This window comes from Methylobacterium ajmalii (assembly GCF_016613415.1).
Taxonomy (GTDB): domain Bacteria; phylum Pseudomonadota; class Alphaproteobacteria; order Rhizobiales; family Beijerinckiaceae; genus Methylobacterium; species Methylobacterium ajmalii.
This window is the reverse complement of sequence record NZ_JACWCT010000044.1, coordinates 1-20,950: the sequence shown is the minus strand read 5'-3', so window position 1 is coordinate 20,950 and position 20,950 is coordinate 1. Positions and strand designations below refer to the sequence as shown.

General features: G+C 71.4%; 20 protein-coding genes and 1 tRNA gene. 11 read left to right on the top strand and 10 right to left on the bottom strand.

Annotated features, from left to right (window positions below):
* Positions 1-81: 81 nt before the first annotated feature.
* Positions 82-1,464: a class II 3-deoxy-7-phosphoheptulonate synthase gene (locus HPY23_RS08320; RefSeq protein WP_091885320.1), complete on the top strand. Its 1,383-nt coding sequence runs from the start codon at positions 82-84 to the stop codon at positions 1,462-1,464.
* Between the two features lie 167 nt (positions 1,465-1,631).
* Here the strand turns inward: HPY23_RS08320 and HPY23_RS08315 are convergent, their stop codons facing one another.
* Positions 1,632-1,928 (bottom strand): PilZ domain-containing protein, encoded by a 297-nt coding sequence (locus HPY23_RS08315; protein WP_175539925.1) that lies wholly within the window; start codon positions 1,926-1,928, stop codon positions 1,632-1,634.
* A 470-nt stretch (positions 1,929-2,398) separates the two neighbouring features.
* Here HPY23_RS08315 and HPY23_RS08310 point away from each other — a divergent pair.
* The 3 genes from HPY23_RS08310 to HPY23_RS08300 all read left to right on the top strand — a co-directional run bounded on the left by HPY23_RS08310 (position 2,399) and on the right by HPY23_RS08300 (position 3,683).
* Positions 2,399-2,474: transfer RNA gene (locus HPY23_RS08310), tRNA-Glu, on the top strand.
* Between the two features lie 338 nt (positions 2,475-2,812).
* Entirely contained in the window at positions 2,813-3,136 is a 324-nt protein-coding gene (locus tag HPY23_RS08305; protein WP_139234937.1) for a hypothetical protein, read from the top strand.
* A gap of 70 nt (positions 3,137-3,206) precedes the next feature.
* Positions 3,207-3,683: a hypothetical protein gene (locus HPY23_RS08300; protein ID WP_139234936.1), complete on the top strand. Its 477-nt coding sequence runs from the start codon at positions 3,207-3,209 to the stop codon at positions 3,681-3,683.
* A gap of 44 nt (positions 3,684-3,727) precedes the next feature.
* Here HPY23_RS08300 and HPY23_RS08295 read toward each other — a convergent pair whose 3' ends face one another.
* The gene (locus tag HPY23_RS08295; RefSeq protein WP_175539924.1) at positions 3,728-3,868 is read right to left on the bottom strand and encodes a hypothetical protein; all 141 of its coding nucleotides are present in this window, start codon (positions 3,866-3,868) and stop codon (positions 3,728-3,730) included.
* A gap of 220 nt (positions 3,869-4,088) precedes the next feature.
* Between HPY23_RS08295 and HPY23_RS08290 the strand changes: the two genes are divergently transcribed.
* Positions 4,089-4,352 carry a hypothetical protein gene (locus tag HPY23_RS08290; RefSeq protein WP_048429722.1) on the top strand — a complete coding sequence of 88 codons (264 nt, stop codon included), beginning with the start codon at positions 4,089-4,091 and terminating at the stop codon, positions 4,350-4,352.
* A 51-nt stretch (positions 4,353-4,403) separates the two neighbouring features.
* Here HPY23_RS08290 and HPY23_RS08285 read toward each other — a convergent pair whose 3' ends face one another.
* The 8 genes from HPY23_RS08285 to HPY23_RS08250 all read right to left on the bottom strand — a co-directional run bounded on the left by HPY23_RS08285 (position 4,404) and on the right by HPY23_RS08250 (position 15,452).
* A complete protein-coding gene (locus tag HPY23_RS08285) occupies positions 4,404-5,507 on the bottom strand; it encodes an alpha-hydroxy acid oxidase (protein WP_276530184.1) in 1,104 nt (367 codons plus the stop codon).
* A gap of 266 nt (positions 5,508-5,773) precedes the next feature.
* The gene (locus tag HPY23_RS08280; RefSeq protein WP_091885306.1) at positions 5,774-7,324 is read right to left on the bottom strand and encodes a cation:proton antiporter; all 1,551 of its coding nucleotides are present in this window, start codon (positions 7,322-7,324) and stop codon (positions 5,774-5,776) included.
* Between the two features lie 79 nt (positions 7,325-7,403).
* Positions 7,404-7,619 carry a hypothetical protein gene (locus HPY23_RS08275; protein ID WP_060845742.1) on the bottom strand — a complete coding sequence of 72 codons (216 nt, stop codon included), beginning with the start codon at positions 7,617-7,619 and terminating at the stop codon, positions 7,404-7,406.
* A gap of 298 nt (positions 7,620-7,917) precedes the next feature.
* Positions 7,918-8,730, bottom strand: a complete 813-nt coding sequence (locus HPY23_RS08270; RefSeq protein WP_060845741.1) for a pentapeptide repeat-containing protein — start codon at positions 8,728-8,730, stop codon at positions 7,918-7,920.
* Positions 8,731-8,886: 156 nt separating this feature from the next.
* Positions 8,887-11,334: a bifunctional diguanylate cyclase/phosphodiesterase gene (locus HPY23_RS08265; RefSeq protein WP_091885303.1), complete on the bottom strand. Its 2,448-nt coding sequence runs from the start codon at positions 11,332-11,334 to the stop codon at positions 8,887-8,889.
* A 148-nt stretch (positions 11,335-11,482) separates the two neighbouring features.
* Positions 11,483-13,117 carry a pilus assembly protein TadG-related protein gene (locus HPY23_RS08260; RefSeq protein ID WP_091885300.1) on the bottom strand — a complete coding sequence of 545 codons (1,635 nt, stop codon included), beginning with the start codon at positions 13,115-13,117 and terminating at the stop codon, positions 11,483-11,485.
* The gene (locus tag HPY23_RS08255; protein WP_063919995.1) at positions 13,114-13,548 is read right to left on the bottom strand and encodes a TadE/TadG family type IV pilus assembly protein; all 435 of its coding nucleotides are present in this window, start codon (positions 13,546-13,548) and stop codon (positions 13,114-13,116) included. The genes HPY23_RS08260 and HPY23_RS08255 overlap by 4 nt, the downstream gene beginning before the upstream one ends.
* An 857-nt stretch (positions 13,549-14,405) precedes the next feature.
* Positions 14,406-15,452 (bottom strand): sensor histidine kinase, encoded by a 1,047-nt coding sequence (locus tag HPY23_RS08250; protein ID WP_091885297.1) that lies wholly within the window; start codon positions 15,450-15,452, stop codon positions 14,406-14,408.
* 302 nt (positions 15,453-15,754) lie between these two features.
* Between HPY23_RS08250 and HPY23_RS08245 the strand changes: the two genes are divergently transcribed.
* The 6 genes from HPY23_RS08245 to HPY23_RS08220 form a co-directional block, all read left to right on the top strand.
* Positions 15,755-16,573, top strand: coding sequence for a GntR family transcriptional regulator (locus HPY23_RS08245; protein WP_091885294.1), 819 nt, complete (start codon positions 15,755-15,757; stop codon positions 16,571-16,573).
* The gene (locus HPY23_RS08240) at positions 16,570-17,787 is read left to right on the top strand and encodes an ABC transporter substrate-binding protein (RefSeq protein ID WP_060845735.1); all 1,218 of its coding nucleotides are present in this window, start codon (positions 16,570-16,572) and stop codon (positions 17,785-17,787) included. Before HPY23_RS08245 ends, HPY23_RS08240 begins: the two co-directional genes overlap by 4 nt.
* A gap of 2 nt (positions 17,788-17,789) precedes the next feature.
* The gene (locus tag HPY23_RS08235; protein WP_060845734.1) at positions 17,790-18,662 is read left to right on the top strand and encodes a branched-chain amino acid ABC transporter permease; all 873 of its coding nucleotides are present in this window, start codon (positions 17,790-17,792) and stop codon (positions 18,660-18,662) included.
* Positions 18,659-19,642, top strand: a complete 984-nt coding sequence (locus HPY23_RS08230) for a branched-chain amino acid ABC transporter permease (protein WP_091885291.1) — start codon at positions 18,659-18,661, stop codon at positions 19,640-19,642. The genes HPY23_RS08235 and HPY23_RS08230 overlap by 4 nt, the downstream gene beginning before the upstream one ends.
* Before the next feature lie 4 nt (positions 19,643-19,646).
* Positions 19,647-20,393, top strand: coding sequence for an ABC transporter ATP-binding protein (locus tag HPY23_RS08225; protein ID WP_060845732.1), 747 nt, complete (start codon positions 19,647-19,649; stop codon positions 20,391-20,393).
* A partial coding sequence (locus HPY23_RS08220; protein WP_200649590.1) for an ABC transporter ATP-binding protein occupies positions 20,386-20,950 on the top strand: 565 nt, incomplete at its 3' end. The genes HPY23_RS08225 and HPY23_RS08220, both read left to right, overlap by 8 nt.

Genomic DNA, 20,950 nt, shown 5'->3' with positions numbered 1-20,950 from the left:
GCCGCGTCGCAAACCCCCCTATAAGCCCGGCTTCCGCGACCGACCTGACCGGTTATCGAAGAGGTGCGGTAGGAGAGGACGATGAGCGAGCGTTGGACCCCCACGAGCTGGCGGCGGCTGCCGATTCAGCAGGTCCCGGATTATCCGGATTCCGCGGCCCTTTCGGCGGTGGAGCGGCAGCTCGCGAGCTTTCCTCCGCTGGTGTTTGCCGGTGAGGCGCGCAAGCTGAAGCAGAACCTCGCCAAGGTCGCGGCCGGCGAGGCGTTCCTGCTCCAGGGCGGCGACTGCGCCGAGAGCTTCGACGAGCATTCGGCCGACAACATCCGCGATTTCTTCCGCGTCTTCCTGCAGATGGCGCTGGTGCTGACCTTCGCGGGCGGCTCGCCGGTGGTGAAGGTCGGGCGCATCGCCGGGCAGTTCGCCAAGCCGCGCTCCTCGCCGGTCGAGACCGTCGACGGGGTGTCGCTGCCGAGCTACCGCGGCGACATCGTCAACGGCATCGGCTTCTCGGAGGCCGAGCGGGTGCCGAACCCGAACCGCCAGACCGAGGCCTATCGCCAGTCGGCCGCGACGCTGAACCTGCTGCGCGCCTTCGCGACCGGTGGCTACGCCAACCTCGAGAACGCGCATCGCTGGATGCTCGGCTTCGTCAAGGACTCGCCCCAGTCCTCGGCCTATGCCGACCTGGCGCAGCGCATGACCGAAACCCTCGACTTCATGCGGGCGATCGGCATCAACCCCGAGACGCACCAGGAGGTGCGCCAGACCGATTTCTTCACCAGCCACGAGGCGCTTCTGCTCGGCTACGAGGAGGCCCTGACCCGGGTCGATTCGACCAGCGGCGACTGGTACGCCACGTCGGGCCACATGCTGTGGATCGGCGACCGCACCCGCCAGCCCGACCATGCCCACATCGAGTTCGCCCGGGGCATCAAGAACCCGATCGGCCTCAAATGCGGTCCGTCGCTTAAGGCCGACGACCTGATTCGGCTCGTCGACCAGCTCAACCCGGCCGACGAGGCCGGCCGCCTGACCCTGATCTGCCGCTTCGGCGCCGACAAGGTCGGCGACCACCTCCCGGCGCTCGTCCGGGCGGTGCAGCGCGAGGGCCGCAAGGTCGTGTGGTCCTGCGATCCGATGCACGGCAACACCGTGACGGCGAGCGGCTACAAGACCCGGCCGTTCGAGCGGGTGATGAAGGAGATCCAGGGCTTCTTCGACATCCACCAGGCCGAAGGGACGCATGCGGGCGGCATCCACCTCGAGATGACGGGCAAGAACGTCACCGAGTGCACCGGCGGCGCCCGCGCGCTGACGGCGGACGACCTGCGCGACCGCTACCACACCTATTGCGACCCGCGCCTCAACGCCGAGCAGGCGCTTGAGGTGGCGTTCCTGACCGCCGACCTCGTCAAGCGCGAGCGCAAGCAGCACGAGCATCCCCGGATCGAGGCCGCCGAGTAGGCACCTCGCCCGATCGGGACGGTCTCGGGCCCGGGAGGGGCGCCGCCGGCGGGCGGCGCCCCTCCCGGGCCTTTTTTTGCGTCCGACGATGATCTCCGATGCCGTGTCCGGGCCTCCGCCGCGGTGCCGGACGGCCGCGTTGCGGCAAGCGCGACCATCGCCCTCGCTCATCGGAGACGCGACGGACGTCCGAGCGGCCGTTCGAACGCGATCCCGGCGAACGCGCCGCACCGCCAGACAAGCCGCGCCCGGCGGGTGATCTCGACGTGCCAGACGACGATCCAGAAGCGGCCCGGGAGCGCATAGCGGGGGGGCAGGCCGATTCTGGCGCCACCATTCGAGAGATCGCGAATGACGCAGGGGATCCGGTCGTGGAACGACGGCAGGACCGTTGCCGGCATCGAGGTGGGGTAGCGGGGATCGATCCTGGCATCCCGGACGGGAAATGCCGTAACGTTCTGCAACTCTCCCCTCGTCCCAGCCGCGTCGCCTGTCATTCATTCTGCGCCCTGTATCCTGTCGGAGTGGCGACCTATCACGATCGTTGCGCCCTGTTACCCAGGGTATGAAAATATTATTGCACGTCGAATATTGCATATTTCCTGATAGTTAAAACATATTTACGACGATTGACGAGTATCGCGCCGGATCTGTCCGATGCCTATATCGTAAGGCATAAGCGAAAGGGCCTCGGGCCCCGGGCGAGATCGCACGCTCCGACGGCCGGCGGACCGTGCGGCATCGCGTGGACTTCCGAGCATCGGCGCGGATGGCGGGAAGGCCGGGCCCTTCCATCCGGCCGTCCGGCGGCATGCCTCGGTCCACCGAATGCGTCGCTCCCGGCGGAGCAGGAGCGGGGATGGCCCGATTTGCCGGCTCCACGGCTTGCGCCCCGACCCGACCGTCGCTATACACCGGCCATCCCGCCGGGACAGCTCCCATCGTCTAGCGGTCTAGGACGTCGCCCTCTCACGGCGAAAACAGGGGTTCGAGTCCCCTTGGGAGCGCCAACTCTTCGAAGAGTTGTTTTGGCCGCGGGTTCATCTTCGAAATTGTTAGATGGCTGTGTTGGCCCATGGCGCGGGCGAGCGCAGATGCCGTCCGCTTGCCGCAGTCCGGCCCGCTGAGCCCCCCCTGCCCCGCGTTGAACGGCATCGCCGGTCGAATCCCCTGTCTCAGCAGGTTGTGCCCGCCTGCCCCGGCGGCGGCGGCGCGTCCATAGCTCACCGGTACTAATGGCCGCCGCCGACGCGGCGGGGTATTCGGTCGCGGTCCGAGGGATTGCTCCGGGTGCGGGGCGAAGCCGGATCGCGGGAGGGAGCCGGACATGACCTGCCAGCCACGCCAGATGGCGATCGTCCTCGCGGCGGTGCTGCTTTTGTCCGGACCGTCGCGGGCTCAGGTCATCGACCCCCGGGACGACGAGGCCGTCGTCACGGCGAGCGGCCAGTCCACCGCCATCGCGATGGCCTGCGGCAAGATCGATCACGCGGCCGCGGCCTTGCGGCGGGCCGACCTGCAGAAGCGCTTCACCTCGAAGGGGATGGCTGCGGCGACCTTCGCTCGCCTCTATGACACGGCCGTCGACGGCATGACCGCGACCGCGAAAGCGAACACGGCCGCGACCAGAGCGGGCTGCGAGCGCCTCGGCAGGCTCGGTGCCGAGCCGTAGCAGTTGCGCACCCTGTCCGACCGCCGGGCGGCTCGGACGCGCTTCGCGATGCAGGAGGGATCAGGATCACATGCGCCGCTCAGCTCTTCTTCCGATCCTGATGGCGTCCACGGCAGCCCTGGCCGAGGGCCAGCCTTCCCTGATCTGGCTCGACATGCCGCGCGGCAAGGTGTCGATCGAGATCAACGGCGTCGAGGGTAACGAGAACGGCCACGGCCTCGTGGTCAATGCCCCCGGCGGCAAGGACGCCCTGATCGACAGCGAATCCCTGCCCGAGGTCGTGACGAAATCGGGCGACAGCGTCCTGTTGCGGGTGTTCACCGGCGGCAATGCCTGCCCGACCATGTATGCATGGCTGACCTACGACCGCGAGGGCCTGCGCGCGACGCCGACATTCGGGACCTGCGCGGAGGATGGCGAACTCGTACCGGGCACGGGCCACCCGGCCTTCGTCCTCGACAAGCTCGGCAACGGGCCGGGCAAGATCCGCTACGACTTCGACGGCAGGACCGTTCGCGAGACCGCGATCCGGGCCGGCCGGAAGTAGCCGGAATCGTCGAATGCCGGCCGGCGGCGTGCCCGGCGCGGGCCTCAATACTCCACGAATTCGCCGAGCCGGCCGGCCAGGCGATAGGCGCGCTCGCGGGTGAGGCCGCGCAAGATCACCCGGCTGTCGCTGTAGAGCGTGAAGGTGCCGTCCGCGTCGGCCTGGATGCGAATGCCCTCGTGCATGGTCGGCGCTCCCTGGGGTGAGGCTTGGCACCCGTCGGGATGCCGGGGGCAACGCGCGAGGGCCCGGGCGGATACGGACCCGGCAACACTTTTTTAAATCCCGCTGTCGGGAAAAAAGGGTCGGTTCGTCGGAACCTTCACCGTTGGAAGATTCTTTTAAGGGACCCGCTCAACGGGCCGGCGCCGCCGCAGGGCGGGGCCGCGCAGAGGAGACACCAAGATGAAGAAGATGACCCTGGGCCTCGCGGCCGCGGCCGTTCTCGGCAGCCTCACCTTCGGCATCGGCGCGGCCTCCGCCGCCCCGGCGAGCCCGGCCGGCATCCAGGCCGCCCCGATGGTGGAGACGGTGCAGATGACCCGCGGCGAGCGCCGGATGATGCGCCACCACCGCATGCACCGCCACATGATGCATCGTCGTCACATGATGCACCGCCGGCACATGATGCGTCACCGCATGATGCACCGTCACATGCACCGCATGTAACGGATTCCGCTCCGCCCGGCCCTCGTGCCGGGCGGAGCCTTTTTACGGGGCTCAGTACGGCCGGTTGGAGAAGGCCGGCTTGCCGGCCAGGATCCGCTCATCGACCTGGCGCACGTCGCGCAGGCCGCACATCGCCATCGTGACGTCGAGTTCCTTGCGGATGATGTCGAGGCACTGGGTCACGCCCGCCTCGCCGCCGGCCCCGAGCCCGTACAGGAAGGCGCGGCCGATGAAGACGCCGTGCGCTCCGAGCGCCAGCGCCTTGATGACGTCCTGGCCCGAGCGGATGCCGCCATCCATCAGCACCTCGATCCGGTCGCCCACCGTCTCGACGATTCCCGGCAGGGCCTCGATCGACGACAGTGCGCCGTCGAGCTGACGGCCGCCGTGGTTGGAGACGATCATCGCCTCGGCGCCGCTCTGTGCGGCCAGCTCCGCGTCCTCGGGATCGAGGATCCCCTTCAGGATCAGCTTGCCGCCCCAGCGGTCGCGGATGCGCTTGACGTCGTCCCAGTTGAGGCGCGGATCGAACTGCTCGGCGGTCCAGGACGACAGCGAGCGCAGGTCGCCCACGCCCTGCGCGTGCCCGACGATGTTGCGGAAGGTGCGGCGCTGGGTGCGCAGCATGTTGAGGCACCAGCGCGGCTTCGTCGCCAGGTTGACGATGTTGGGGATCGTCATCCGGGGCGGGGTCGATAGCCCGTTCTTCACGTCCTTGTGGCGCTGGCCGAGGATCTGGAGGTCGAGGGTGAGCACGAGCGCCGAGCATTGCGCGGCCTTGGCGCGGTCGATCAAGCGGTCGATGAAGTCGCGGTCGCGCATCACGTAGAGCTGGAACCAGAACGGGGCGTCGGTGTTCTCGGCCACGTCCTCGATCGAGCAGATGCTCATGGTCGAGAGCGTGAACGGCACGCCGGCCTTGGCGGCGGCCCGCGCCGCCAGGATCTCGCCGTCGGCATGCTGCATGCCGGTCAGACCCGTCGGCGCCAGCGCCACCGGCATGCTCACCGGCTGGCCCGCCATGGTGCTGGCGAGCGACCGGTTCGTCATGTCGACGGCGACGCGCTGGCGCAGCTTGATCTTGGAGAAGTCGTCCTCGTTCGCCCGGTAGGTGCCCTCGGTGTACGAGCCGGAATCGGCGTAGTCGTAGAACATCCGCGGTACCCGCCGCTCGGCGAGCACCCGCAGGTCCTCGATGCAGGTGACGGGGCCGCCCGTGAAGAACCGCGACGTCCAGGACGGCGGCCGCGACGAGGGCATTCGGGTGGCTTGCATGGCGTCTCGCTCGTGCGTCTGTTCTGGCGCGCGGGTCATCCTCCGCGCGCGGGCTTATTGAGCCTCGCGCCTCCGAAATACCCTCAACCGCTCCGGTCTGACCATCGTTTTCGCCCTGCATCCGGCGCGGCCCGGCCGCGCGGGACTCACGGGATCACCTCCTCCCGCGGGGTCGCGCTCAGCTCGGTCCAGTCGAGCTCCTCCTCGAGGCGGAAGAAGGCGTCGTCGCCGATCTCGCCGCGGTCGCGCAGGTCCAGGATGACGCCGCGGGCGGCCTCGACGGCGCGCCGGCGCAAGCCGTCGGCGGGCAGGCTCTCCGGCGCCAGGCCCTCGTCGTGCGATTCGGCCTCGCTGAGCGCGGCGTCGAATTCCCGTCGCAGGGCCTCGGCATGGGGCGAGTCGTCGCCCTCGAGGCTGTCGCGGGCCGCCCGGTAGGCAGCGGCCCGGGCGCGGCCGATCTCGAGGCCAACCGGGTCCTCGTCCCCGAGGGAGAACCACCCGAGCAGCGGCCGCAGGGTCAGGCCCTGGATCACCAGGGTGCCGAGCACGACGCAGAACGCGGTCAGCACCACGAGGTCGCGATGCGGGAAATCGCCCGGCAGCGCGAGCGCCAGCGCGACGGTGATGAGGCCGCGCATGCCGCACCACGCCACGATGGTGGCCGAGCGCAGCCCGACCGGCGGCGGTCCGCTCGGCCCGAGGAACCGGTGCCACAGCCGCGCCACCATCCGCGCGCCGAGCACCCAGGCGAGGCGGACCGCCACGGTGGTGCCGAACACCGCCGCGGCCACGAAGGCGTAGTGGTGCCGCTCGGCCGGGCTCAGGCCTTCGAGGATCGGGCCGATCTGCAGGCCGATCAGCACGAAGGCCAGCACGTTCAGCACGAACACCGCCGTCTCCCAGACGGTGTTGGAGGTGATCCGCAGATGGGCCGGCATCGTCTGGGGCGAGAGCCGCGACACGGTGAGGCCGAAGCTGACCACGGTCAGCACGCCCGAGACCTCGACCCGCTCGGCGGCGAGCCAGAGCCCGAAGGTGGCGATGAACTGCAGCACCACGGCGCTCGGCGGATCGGTGACGCGGCGCATCAGCCGGACGTAGAGCAGCGCGAGGAGCGGACCGGCGATGATCCCGCCGACGACGCCGATCAGGAAGGTCGGGGCGACCTCCGCGGCCGAGAACGAGCCGCTCGCCACCGCGCCCAGGGCCAGGCGGTAGATCAGCAGCGACGAGGCGTCGTTGAACAGGCTCTCGCCCTTGAGGATGGTGACGAGGCGATGGGGCAGCCGGACATGGGCCAGCACCGAGAGCGCCGCCACGGCGTCGGGAGGGGCCACGATGGCGCCGAGCACGATGCAGGCGGCGAGCGGCATGTCGGGCACCAGCGCGCGCGCCACGAGCGCCACCGCCAGCGTGGTGACGCCGACGGCACCGACGACGAGGCCGGCGACCGGCCGCCAGTTGCGCCGCAGGTCGCGCAAGCTGGTGTCGTAGGAGGCGTCGAGCAGGACCGGGGCGAGGAAGAGCGCCAGCGCCAGGTCGGGGTCGAGCCCCGGGCGGGGCACCTGCGGCACGAAGGCCAGCACCACGCCGCCCACGGCCAGGAAGGCCGGGAACGGCGCCCCGAGGCGCCGCGCCACCCCGGCGAGCAGGACCGCGACGACGAGCACGCCCGCGATCCATTCGAAGATCAGCATCACCCCTCCGGTTGCAGGGGTGGGCAACGCGCGAGAGCTCCCGATGGTTTGCCGGGCGTGCGCAGCCCGGCAAACCCCGTCAGGACCGCGGCAGGGCGGCCTGCAGCTCGGCGATCCGGGCCGGGCGGAGGATGTGCCCGTCGGCGAGCACGATCCACACGGTTCCGGTCTCCACGCTGCGGGCGGCGGCCACCGCCTCGCGCAGGGTGGTGGTCGGGCGCTCACCGGCCTCGTCGCCGGGCCAGACGACGAGCTGCGCGGGCGCGTTCCAGTCGATGCGGGTCGGGTCGGTCATGCGCCGTGAACACCATCCCATTGCGGCCGGGACGGGGCGATGCCGTTACGGAAGCGGAACGGAGGGCGGGGCGCTGCTGCCGAGAAGCGAAACCCGCTCGCCGGGAGGGAGGTCGGCATCGAGCCAGACGAAAAAGTCTTCATCGGCACGGGACGGCGAAGCTGGTGCCCTATTCCCGTGGTTTCCGGAACGGGTCTTCCGGCGACCGTACCGTCGGTCGAGGACCGACGGGAAAGGGAAGCCGCATCCCACCCCGGGAGGAGGTCGAGAATCGGGCTCGCAGCCGGACCGAGCCGGCTCACTCGACCCGGCGGACCACGGCGCGGTCGCCGTTGACGCGCTGCGCCCAGTCCCGGGCCCGATCCTGGCCCTTGAGGTCGACGAGCTTCGCCCCGCCGACATCGGCGCTGCGGAAGTCGGCCCCCGCCACGGTCGCGCCGGTGAGGTCGGCGCCCGACAGATCGGCGCCGGTCAGCGCCACGTCGGTGAGGTCGGCCCCCGTCAGGTTCGCGAAGTCGAGGCGGGCGCGGCCGAGATCGGCCCCGGTCAGGTTCGCGCCGGCGAGGTTCACCGAGACGAACACCGCCCGCATCAGGCCCATGGACTGGTTGCGCAGGTCCGCCCCGCCGCGCAGGCCGACGAGGGAGGCTCCCCGCATGGTCGCGCCGCGGAAGTCGCCGATCGGGACCGCGCGGCTGAGGTCGGCCCCGGTCAGGTTCGCCCCCCGGGCGGTGATCCCGAACATCCGGGCCCCGGCGAGCTTCGCGCCGGTGAGGTCGGCCTTGATGATCCAGGCCTGCTCCAGGTTGGCGCCGGTGAGGTCGGTGCCGCGCAGGTCGGCCGCGTTGAGCCGGGCGGTCCGGAGGTTCGCCCCCCGCAGGTCGAGGCCCGAGAGATCGAGGCCCGACAGCGCCCGGTCGGAGAGGTCGACGGGCCGGCCGGAGGCGCGGGCGATCAGTGCCTCGACGTCGGCGCGGCTCATCTCGGCCTTCGTCATCGCCGGGGAGGCCATGTCGGCGCCCAGCAGCATGTCCTGCTCGGCGGGGGCCGGGCCGGCGGCGAGGACCGCCAGGACGGCGGCGGAGATCGCCATCGGGGCGAGGCGTCGCATCGTTCCCTCCCTGGGCCGATCCGGATCGCCCGGCGGCCGATCGTTGGCGGGCGTCGTCGATCGCGCCCGGGGCACACGATAGCGCGCCCGCGGCCACCGGGAGGGCCGGCGCGCCCGCGTCACTTCGACCGCCCGGCGGCACGCCCCGGGGCGCGGTCAGGCGGCCTTGCGGCCGGCATGGCGGCCGATCGCGTCCTCGGCCTCCCGGGCCGGGACCGGGCGGCCGAAGAGGTAGCCCTGCATCTCGGCGCAGGCGAGCAGGCGCACGGCCTCGCGCTGGGATTGCGTCTCGACGCCCTCGGCGGTGACGGTCGCGCCGAAATGCGCCGCCATCCCGACGATCGCGCCGACGATCGCCGCGGTGTCGGGGTCGGCGATGTCGCGGATGAACGAGCGGTCGATCTTGATGCGGTCGAACGGAAACCGCCGCAGGTAGCTCAGCGACGAGTAGCCCGTGCCGAAATCGTCCAGCGCGATGCAGACGCCGAGCGCCTTCAGGCGCTGCAGGCAGGAGAGCGAGACGGGATCGTCCTCGACGAGGATGCTCTCGGTGATCTCGATCTCGAGGCGGGCCGCCGGTAGCTGCGCCCCGGCGAGCGCCGCCAGCACCGTCTGCTCGAGGCCGGGCTGGCGCAGCTGCAGCGCCGAGACGTTGACGGCGACCCGCAGCTCCTCGGGCCAGCGCGCCGCCGCGCGGCAGGCCTCGTGGAGCGCGAAGGCACCGAGCGCCACGATCCGGCCGGTCTCCTCGGCCAGCGGGATGAACTCGGAGGGCGGGACGAGCCCGAGCTCGGGATGATGCCAGCGCATCAGCGCCTCGAAACCGCACAGGGTGCCGTCCGCGCTGCGCAGGATCGGCTGGTAGTGCATCGTCAGCCCGCCGGTTCCCCCGAGCGCCGCATGCAGATCGCGCTCGAGCCGTGAGCGGCGGGTGAGTGCCTCGTCCATCCCCGGCACGTAGTGGCGGAACGTGTTGCGACCCTCCGCCTTGGCCCGGTAGAGCGCGATGTCGGCCTTCTTGAACAGGTCGTCGGCATCGGTCTCGCCCTCCGCCAGCGCGATGCCGATGCTGATCCCGACCCCGGCCACCACGCCGCCGATCGGGACCGGCCGCTCCACCGCGTCGATCAGGCGGCGGGCGATGCCCTCGACGCAGCGCCGGTCGTCGATCCCGTCGAGGATGATGGCGAACTCGTCGCCGCCGAGCCGCGCGATGGTGTCGGCGTGACGCACGACGCCGCGCAACCGGTCGGCGACGACCTTGAGGAGCGCGTCGCCCGCCGGGTGGCCGTAGGTGTCGTTGACGGCCTTGAAGCGGTCGAGGTCGCAGGCCAGCACCGCGACGCCGCCGCGCCGGTCCCGGGTTCCGGCGAGCCGCCCGCCCAGGCGCTCGCGGAACAGCACGCGGTTCGGCAGCCCGGTCAGGGCGTCGTGCAGGGCCATGTGGGCGATGCGCCGCTCGGCCTCGCGCCGCAGCGTGGTGTCGACCTGGAGACCGACCATGCGGACCGGCCGCCCGCCCTCCCCGGGGCCGTCGCGGCTCACCACCTTGCCGCGGGCGAGCACCCAGCACCAGGTGCCGTCGCGCCGGCGCAGGCGGTGCTCGCATTCGAAGACCGCGCTGCGCCCCGTCAGGTGCTCGTCGAGGAGCCGCCCCAGCGTCGCGGCCTCCCCCGGGTGGACGAGGGCCTGCCAGGTCTCGATCCGGCCGGGCAGCTCGCCGGGGGCGTAGCCGAGCATCGTCTGCCAGCGGTCGGACAGCCACATCGCCCCGGTGGTCAGGGTGAGGTCCCACAGCCCGTCGGTATCGACCGCGAGCGCCAGCCGCTCCTCGCTGACGCGCAACGCCGTCTGGCTCGCCCGCAGGGCCGCGTTGGCCCGCAGGGTGCGGTCGGCGAAGAGCGCCAGGACGCCGAAGCCCAGGATGCTGAGCATCACCGTGGTGATGCCGGCGGCGAGCACGAGGCGGGGCAGGATCGCCCCGGTCTCGACCGGCATCAGGTCGGGCACGATCTCCAGGGCGGCCATCGCGGTGAAGTGCATGGCGGCGACCGAGGCCGTGAGCACGCTCGCCACGACGAGGCGGGTATGGGGCCGGACGCGACCGCCGTGGACCGCGAATCCGGCGGCGGCGAGGGCGCAGCCGACCACGACGGCGGCGAGCGCCAGCGGCCGGTCGAAGGCGAGCGTGCCGGGCACCTGGAGGCTCAGCGTGCCGACCCCGTGCATCGCCGCGACGCCGAAGCCGAGGATCAGCCCGGCGCCGAGCGAGGCGGCGACCCGGTTGCGGGCCCGGCTCGCCCCGAAGGCGGCGAGCACCGAGAGGACGGAGGCGGCGAGCGACAGGAGCGTGCCGTCGAGGCGGTAGCCGATGGTGAAGCCGGGGTCGTAGCCGAGCATCCCGATGAAGTGCGTGCACCAGATCCCCGCCCCGGCCGCGAAGCTCGCCACGACGAGCCAGACCCAGCGCCCCATCCCGACGGTGTCGAGGCTGTGCCGGTTGAGGCGCAGGGCCGTGTGGAGCGAGACCCAGCAGATCAGGCCGGCGAGCGGGACGACCCAGGCGGCGTGCTGGTCGACCAGGCAGGCGATCGGGCGGTACATCGGACGACCTCCGGGGGAGACGGGCGTGACCCGGCGCACGCGCGGGCGATCGGCCCGGCGCGGCGAAGGGGGGAAGGCGGGGGAAAGAGCGGCAGCGAGGGACCGTCGGGGCGGGAGACGACCGGACGGTGGAAGCGGGGTCCCGGCGTCACTGCACCAGGACGGCGCCGCCGCAGCGCGTGCCGGTGACCGCCACGTCGGCGGCACCGAGCTTCACGCCCGCGAGGCCGAGGATCGAGAACAGCAGGCTGTCGATCGGCCCCGCCGCGGCGCCGAGGATCCCGGTGACGAGATCCTTCGGATCGATGACGCCCGGAAGGGAGAGGCCGTTGACCTGGAGGTCGAGGTTGGCGAGCAGCGAGGCGGTCGCCGAACTGACGAGCGTCGTCGTCGACACGGTCCGGACGCGCCCGGCCCGGATGTCGTCGTCGGTGAAGGTCAGGGACCGGGTCGAGGCGCCGAGCTGCACGGACGACACGCCGGTGACGGAGAGGAGCGGCGCCCTGAGGATCGTCGCGGGGGCGGGAGCGCCGCGCGGGCTGCCGAGATCGAGGGCGTTGGTCGGGACGGCGCCGATCGACAGGGCGGCGATGCCGGTCGAGACGTCGAGCGTCGCGGTCCGCTCGCCGGAGGCGTTCCACGGGCAGACGACCGAGCGCAGCACGGCGCGGGCCGGCGCCAGCTCGATCATGATCGGCAAGGAGAGGTCGACGAGGCCGACCGGCCCGGGGATCGACAGCTCGACGAGGATGCGCTGCTGGGCCGTGCTCAGGCTGCCGCCGATTCCGGTGAAGCCCGAGGTGCGCCAGGCGTCGCCGGTGCGCAGCGAGACCGTCGCGCGCAGGAGGCCCGGGACCGCGGTGCCGAGGTCGAGCCCGACCTGGCGCCCGCCACTGGCCAGGAAGGCCGCCCCGCCGATCATGTCGAGGGCGTTGACCCACAAAGCCTCGCCGGTCTGCGCCAACGGCGTCGATCCGATCTCGCCCGCATTAAGCAGGCCGGAGAGGCGCACCGAGGTCCCGGTGCCGCTCAGGGCAGCCGTCAGGGCGTTGAGGGCGGGGCGGGCGCCCGAGCCGCCGGCGGGGTCGGCGGCCTGCCCGAGGAGGGCGACGAAGTCCGACAGGCGCAAGCTGCCGGCCAGCACGTCGTCGAAGGTCACGGCCTGGAGGCCGAGCCGGGGGGCGGCGCCGCGCAGGAAGCTCAGGGCATCGACCCGTAGGCCGGCGAGGGCGCGGTAATCCATTAGCGAGAGCGACACGGTCGTGCCGAGCAGGCGCGACAGCAGCGCGTTGGCGATGCCGGCGTCCAGGCCCACGAGGCGCGAGCCGATGCCGAACGAGGCGAGCTCGGCCCGCCGGGCCGTCGCATTGCCGGAGACGACGAAGCTCGCGGGACCGCCGACGATCCGCGTGAAGGCGGTCCTGACCGTGTTGGCGAGGTGGATGCGCACGGCGTTGGGGGTGCTCGATCCCGGGGTGAAGCGGCGCGCGGGCGGGATCGTGCGGTCGGCGACGTAGGTGCCGGGGACGACCGTGACGTCGTCGGGGATGCGGTAGCCGTTGTCGACGAGGGCCCGCGTCGCCGCCGCGGCGGCGTCGCTGGCCCGGGCCGCCGCGAGGGCGGCGAGGTCGACCGCCGACTGGATGCGGCGCTTCTCGAGGTAGACGAGGCCGAGATCGACCCCGAGGCCGGCAAAGCCGCACAGCATCGCCAGCACCAGGGCGACGAGCGGCAGGAGCGCCCCCGCCTCGTCGGCACGCAGCCGTCCGAGCCGCGCCCTCACAGGCCGCCCCGGCGGATGCTCGCGGAGCGCGAGAGGGTCTGGGGCAGCGGCACCGAGCGGGGGAAGACGTTGAGAAGCGTCGTCTTCAGGTCGTAGCGCAGGGTGACGGTGAAGAGGTTGGGATCGCCGTCGTCGGGCTTCGCCTCGATGGTGACCGCGTCGGCCCGCAGGACCGAGCCGACGACAACACTACGTTGTGCCGCCGAGGTCGCGAGGGCGATCCGCTCGGCCGGATCGAGCCCCGCCACGGCTGCCCGCGCGGATTCGCTGGCCGCGGTCTGCAGGGAGTGGGCGACGCCGAGATAGCTCCCGAACGCGATGATTCCCAACAGCATGGCGAGGAGGGCGGGCGCCACGATCGCGAATTCGACCGCCGCCGAGCCCGATTGCTGCCGCGCGAACGCGGCCACGAGCCTACGTGATGCCGGCATGAGCAACTCCGGGTTGATCAACCTGGAATTGATTTGACGGCACGGAGGTTTCACATAAGTTAATGTCGTCAGTAAAGATCCGAACTTATCCGGTGCGAGACGGATTTGCGCTGCTTTCGCAGGCTCGTAGTACGCATCCGGCCACGATCCGCCGGTAAACCGCCGGTCCGTCCGCAATCGGACGCGGCGTCCCGGGCGCGATCACCGCCGATTAAATTGTCGAATAAGCCAAATAAACGTTGTGAGGCATTTCACAGAGCAATCATCGTCCCGCCGAAACTGAAATAAAGGTTCTTCCACGTCGTGTTCCGACATGCTCAAGCGGCATGATTGCGGTTTAACATGGAATAACGGCTCGAGTGTGGAGGAGGCGCCGTCGCCGGGCCATACTCCCGCACACTCTTGTCTTGCCCGATGACCCTGCGACCGCGGTCCGGCGTCGGGTCGACCCGCGACGCGCCGTTGGCGTGACCCCGGCAGTGCTTGCCTGTCCCACCCGTCAGATCGTTGCGAGGTGAAGGCGATCGGAGATCGCCGGCGATCTTCGATCGCGACCGGTCGGGGGTCTCGAAGGAGGGTCCCAGGGATCGCCGCGCCCACTGGATGTCTGCTTCGCAGTCGACCCATCTCGGATGGGCCGATGCCTCGGGATGAGGTCCCGGGTGACACAAGGTCGTCCGTTCGCATCGACCGGGCTGCGAGCCACGGTACCGTGCGGTCACCCCGCGATCGGGATCCGCTCCCGGATTTCGATTTTGCCGCATTTTCTTCGCCGAACCGGCATCCGGTTCGTCGAAAAAATGCAACAAAACAATGACTTAGAGAGCGTCGCGATTGCAACGCGATCGTGAAGCGCTCTAACTCTCCAGGGTCTCGACCGGCAGGTCGATCGCGATGACGAGGCCTGTCGCCGCCCAGTCGTACGCGATGGCGCCGCCGAGCTGGTCGCGGGCGCTGCGGGCCGCCAGCACCGTGCCGAAGCCCTGCCGGTCCGGCGCCCGCTCGATCGGAGGACCGCCCTCCTCCCGCCAGCGCAGGCGGTAGGTGTCGCCGTCGCGCGTGCCGTCGATCCGCACCATCCCCTCGGGCACGGCGAGCGCGCCGTACTTCACGGCGTTGGTCGCCTGCTCGTGGACGATCAGCGCGAGCGCCGTCGCCGACCGCTCGCCGATCGCGGCCTCGGTGCAGCGGATCCGGATGCGGTCGGGCCCCGTCGCCCGGTAGGGGGCCAGGAGCTCGTCGAGCAAGCCCTGGACGGTCGTCGTCGCCCCGCCGCTCGCGCCGTCCTCGGTGACGTGGGGCCGCACGTAGTCGTGGGCGCGCGACAGGGCGTCGATCCGCTCGCGCAGCTCCCGCGCGTAGGGTTTGGCCTCCGGGTAGTCCCGGGCGCTCAGCGACACCATGCTGGTGACGACCGCGAAGATGTTCTTGATGCGGTGACTCAACTCGCGCGTGAGGAGGGCGCGCGCCTCCTCGTCCTGCCGGGCGGCGGTGATGTCGCGGAAGGTGCCGACGAGCTGGAGGCCGCGTCGCGCCGCCCCTTCCCCGGCGAACTCGACCTGGCCCATGGCGGCGATCCAGACCACTTGCCCGTCCGGCCGCAGCAGCCGATAGGCCGTGCGGTAGCCCCCGTCGCCGGCCGGATCGAACGCCGCCTGGACCAGGCGGTGGTTCTCGTCGCGGTCGTCCGGGTGCAGCATGGCGAGCCACTGCCGGTAGCTCAGCGGCGCCTCGCTCGGGAAGCCGATGATGCGCCGGCAGCGCGGCGAGCCCTTGAGCGTGTCGGCCTCCAGGCTCAACCACCACAGGCCGAGATCCGCGGCCTCGACGGCGAGCTCGAGCAGGTGGGCGCTCTCCTCGAGCTGCGCGCTCAGCGCGGCGGGGTCGGTGGCGTGTGGCGGCACGGGCAGGATCGCGGATGGCGTTACGGCGGCACCGGTCTACAAGCGCGGCCCGCGCGAGGCGAGACGCCGCGGCGTCGCGCCTCGATCCGGTTCACGGTGAGGCGCGGGACCGGCACGGGTGATCCCGCGGGGACGGCCCGGACCCGGTGCAGGTGCGGCGCGAAGTTGTGCAACCGGAGTTGTGCTGTCCCAATTGACGGACAGCAACCTGTCTGCATAATCGGACAGGTCAGGGCGTGACGGATCCGATGGCGATCCACTTCCCGCAGCTGGCGTGCAAGCCACGAGCCAGGGATGGCCCCGTGACCTCCGCGATCGAACCCCACAAGGCGCGCCGGCTCTACCTGCTGCTGCGCGACCAGATCATCAGCGGCCGGCTGGCGAGCGGTGCCCGGCTGCCGGGCGAGCCGGTGCTCGCCGCCGAGCACGGCCTGGCGCGGGTCACCGTGCGGCGCGCCCTCGACCTCCTGGCCAGCGAGGGGCTGGTGCGCCGGCGTCCGGGCTCTGGCACCTTCGTGCAGGCGCCGGCCGGCCCCCGGCCGGTGGTGGCCGACCTGCCGAACCTGCTCTCGGGGCTGATCGCCATGGGGCGGGCCACCGGCGTGCGGCTCCTGTCGTTCGAATACGTCGCGGCGCCCGCCGCCATCGCCGAGGCGCTGCTGCTGGAGCCCGGCGAGCGGGTGCAGCGCTCGGTGCGGGTACGCCTGATCGACGGCCAGCCCTTCTCCTACCTCACCACCCACGTCCCCGAGCGGGTCGGCCTGTCCTACTCGGAGGCCGATCTCGCGGCGACGCCGCTCCTCTCGCTGATGGAGCGCTCCGGCGTCGTCGCCGACCGGGCGACCCAGGCGATCGGCGCGACGCTCGCCGGCCCCGAGGTGGCGGGCGCCCTCGACCTCGAGGTCGGCTCGGCGCTGATCGAGCTGACCCGCGTGGTGTTCGACCCCTCCGGCCGCGGCGTCGAGCACCTGCACGCGCTCTACCGGCCCGACCGCTACGCCTTCCAGATGGACCTCGTGCGCACCGGCGATGCCGGCGAGCGGCGCTGGACGCCCGCGGTGCCGCGCCCGGTCAAATCCGAATCCACCCGCCGTCCCGCCCACAGGAGGCCCGCCCCGTGACCTCGATCCTCGCCCCCTCCCGCCGCGCCGTCCTGCGCACCGGCCTCGCCGCGACCTCGCTGGTGGCGATGCCCGCGATCCTTCGGGCGCAAGGGGCGTCCGTGAAGCTCGGCATCATCCAGCCGGTGACGGGCGCGCTCGCCAATGACGGCGACCTGGGCAAGCTCGGCGCCGAGCTGGCGGTCCAGGACATCAACGCGGCCGGCGGCCTCAAGGCCCTCGGCGGCGCCAAGCTGGAGATCGTCTTCGCCGACAGCCGCTCGAACCCCGAGACGGCGGCGCAGGAGACCGAGCGCCTGAACGGCGAGGGCGTGGCGGCGATCGTCGGCGGCTTCGGCAGCGGCCTCTGCGCCACCGCGAGCCAGGCGGCCTCGCGCTACGACCTGCCCTACCTGATCGATGTCGGCGTCGCCGACCAGCTGACGAAGCGCGGCCTCAAGAACACGTTCCGGTTCTCGCCGAGCTTCGGCATGGTGACGAAGAGCGCGCTGGAACGCCTCGTCGCCCTCAACGACGCCGCCGGCAAGCCGGCCCGCACCGTCGTCATCGTGCACGAGGACGGGCTGTTCGGCTCCGGCCTCGCCAAGCTCCTCCAGGCCGAGCTGCCGAAGCTCGGATTCGAGATCCTCGAGACCGTCTCGCATCCGAGCCCGGCCCGCGACATGGCGAACGTCGTGCTGCGCATCCGCTCGCTCCAGCCCGATCTGGTGATTCCCTCGAACTACTACGGCGAGTTCGTGCTGCTCGCCCGCACGATGCTCCAGCAGCGGGTCCGCCCGAAGGGCATCTACGCGATCCTCGGCGGCGGCGCCTCCTCGCTACGCTTCGTCAAGGAGTTCCCGCAGGCGGCCGAGGGCGTGATGGATTGCAACCACTGGCCCGATCCGAAGAACCCGCTGACGGCCGAATTGCGCAAGCGCACGGAAGCCGCGGGCCGGGCCTTCGCCTACAACGTGCCGATGAACTACTCGGCGGTGCGCCTGATGGCCGAGGCGATCGAGAAGGCCGGCGCGCCCGACCGCCTCAAGATCATCGAGGCGCTCTCGACCCAGAGCTTCTCGAGCGGCGTGATGCCCTACGGCCAGTCGAAGTTCGACACCGGCCAGAACACCAGCGCGCTCCCGCTCAACACCCAGGTCCAGGGCGGCGACGTCAAGGTGATCGCCCCGGAGGCCTTCGCGGAGACCAAGGCCAACTTCCCGCTCAAGGCGTGACGATGTACGCGCCCCAGATCCTGATCGAGGCGGCCCTCAACGGCCTGATGACGGGGGCGGTCTACGCCCTCATCGCCCTCGGGCTGACCCTGGTCTACGGGGTGCTGCACATCATCAACTTCGCGCACGGGGCGCTGCTCACCGTCGCGATGTTCGCGGTCTGGGGCGCCTTCGCTCTGGTCCACGTCGATCCCTATTGGGCGATGGTCGGGATCGTGCCCTTGATGTTCGGCCTCGGCTACGGCCTCCAGCGCTTCGTCATCGGCCCGGCGAGCCACGGCAACGACAACAACGTGCTGCTCGTCACGCTCGGCCTGTCGATCGTGCTGGAGAACGGGCTCCTCGCGCTCTTCCGCTCCGACACCCGCGCGCTCGATTCCGATGCCGCGCTCCAGGTGATCGAGCTCGGGCCGCTCCTCCTCTCGACGCCGCGGGTGATCGGCTTCGCCGCCTCGCTCGCCGTCACCGGCCTGCTCTGGCTTGTCCTGAACCGCACCGACACCGGCCGGGCGATCCGGGCGGTGGCGCGAGAGAAGCTCGGCGCGCGCCTCGTCGGCATCGAGGTCGATCACGTCTACGCCGTCACCTTCGGCATCGGCTGCGCCTGCCTCGCCGTCGCCGCCTGCCTGTTGATGCCGACCTACTACGTCAACCCGCGCTCGGGCGCCGCCTTCGTGCTCGTCGCCTTCACCATCGTGGTGCTCGGCGGCATGGGGTCGATCGCCGGCGCTCTCGTCGGCGGCCTGATCATCGGCGTCGTCGAGAGCTTTTCCGGGCTGCTGCTCGGCGACAGCCTCGGCCAGATCGGCATCTTCCTGATCTTCATCCTGGTGCTGCTGGTGCGCCCGACCGGCCTGTTCGGAGCCCGCGCATGAGCGCCCGCGACCTCCTGCCCGCGATCGTCGCCCTGGCCCTGCTCGCCGCCCTGCCCTTCCTCGGGCTGTCGGGCAGCGTCCTCAACTTCCTGGTCACGACGCTGATCATCGCGCTCGCGGGCCTCGGCTGGAACGTGCTCGGCGGCTTCGGCGGCCAGTATTCCTTCGGCCACGCCGCCTTCTTCGGCACCGGCGCCTACGCCACCGCGATCCTGCAGATGAAGCTCGGCTGGAACGCCTGGGGGGCGCTCGGGGCGGGAATCGGGTTCGGCGCGCTCGTCGGCCTCGCCATCGGCTACTTGAGCTTCCGGGCTGGGCTTCGCGGCTCCTACTTCGCGCTCGTCACCCTGGCCTTCGCGGAGGTCTTCCGCATCCTGGCCAACGCCGCCGACTTCACCGGTGGGGCGGCCGGCCTGCTCCTGCCCCTGCGGCCGGGCCTCGCGACCCTGCAGTTTGCCGACCGCAAGCTGTTCTACCTCCTCGTCCTCGCCTTCGTGGGCGTGGCGCTCCTGATCTCGCGCTGGCTCGAACGCTCGCGCTTCGGCGCCCACCTCATCGCCGTGCGCGAGAACGAGGAGGCGGCCCGGGCGCTCGGGGTCGACGCCCTCGCGGTCAAGCTGCGCGCGATCGCGCTCTCGGCGGCGATCACCGGGGCGGCCGGCGGGCTCTACGTCCAGTCCTTCCTCTACCTCGATGCGGGCGTCGCCTACGGCACCTGGATCTCCGTCGAGGCACTCTTGGCGCCGATCGTCGGCGGCATCGGCACCGCCTTCGGGCCGCTCGTGGGAGCGCTCGCCCTGCAGGGCCTCGGCGAGATCACCAAGCACCTCGCCGGCGGCATCCCGGGGGTCGACCTCGTGGTGTTCGGCGCCTGCCTGATCGCCGTCATCGCCTTCGCGCCGCAGGGGCTGCTCGGCCTGCGTCCCTTCCGCCGCCGGCGCAAGGCCCGCGGCGAGCGCACCGTCCCGGTGGGAGCCTGACCCGATGCTCGCCGTCGATTCCCTCACCAAGCGCTTCCAGGGCCTCGTCGCGGTCGATCACGCCTCGCTCGCGGTGCCGGCCGGCTCGATCACCGGGCTGATCGGCCCGAACGGGGCCGGCAAGACCACCCTGTTCGGGATGATCTCGGGCTTCCTCACCCCGAGCGAGGGCCGGGTGCTGTTCGATGGCGCCGACGTCACCGGCGAGGCGCCGCACCTGCGGGCGCGCCGCGGCATCGCCCGCACCTTCCAGATCGTCCAGCCCTTCGCCGGGCTCACGGTGGCCGAGAACATCGCGGTCGGCGCCTATCTGCGCCATCCGAAACGCGCCGACGCCGTCGCCAAGGCCCGGGAGGTCGGGACCCGGGTGGGCTTGCGCGACCAGCTCGACAAGCCGGCCTCCGACCTCACGGTCGCCGGGCGCAAGCGCCTGGAGGTCGCCCGGGCGCTCGCCACCGAGCCGCGCCTCCTCCTCCTCGACGAGGTGCTGGCGGGCCTCAACCCGTCCGAGATCCGCGACATCCTACCGGTGGTGCGCTCCATCCGCGACGGCGGCGTTACCATCCTGATGATCGAGCACATCATGCAGGCGGTGATGACCCTGTGCGAGGAGGTCTTCGTCCTGGCGCAGGGGCGGATGATCGCCTCGGGGCCGCCGCGGCAGGTCTGCGCCGATCCGCAGGTGATCGAAGCCTATCTCGGCAAGGGCGCGGCCGCCCGCATGAAAGCCGAAGAGGCCGTCGATGCTTGAGGTCTCCGGGCTCCGCGCCGGCTACGGCGCCACCGAGGTCCTGCGCGGCCTCGACCTCTGCGTGCAGCCGGGCGAGATCGTCGCGGTTCTCGGCGCCAACGGCGTCGGCAAGACGACGCTCAACAAGGTCCTGTCCGGGGTCGTCTCGGCGCGGACCGGCACGATCCGCTTCGACGGCCAGGCCATCACCAACGCCTCGGTCTCTGCCATCGTCGAGGCCGGGCTGATCCACGTCCCGGAAGGCCGCAAGATCTTCCCGAACCTGAGCGTGCGCGAGAACCTGGTGCTCGGCAGCTACCGCCGCGGCCGGGCGCGGCGCGCGCAAAACATCGAGCGGGTCTTTTCCACCTTTCCGCGCTTGCGCGAGCGGGCGGCCCAGGCCGCCGGTACGCTCTCGGGCGGCGAGCAGCAGATGCTCGCCATCGGCCGCGGGCTGATGGCGGAACCCCGCCTCCTCATCCTCGACGAGCCCTCGCTCGGGCTCTCGCCGCTCCTCGTCGAGGAGATGTTGGTTCTTCGTCATTCGGGGTTGATAGGGGCTCACAGTAGCCCCGCCT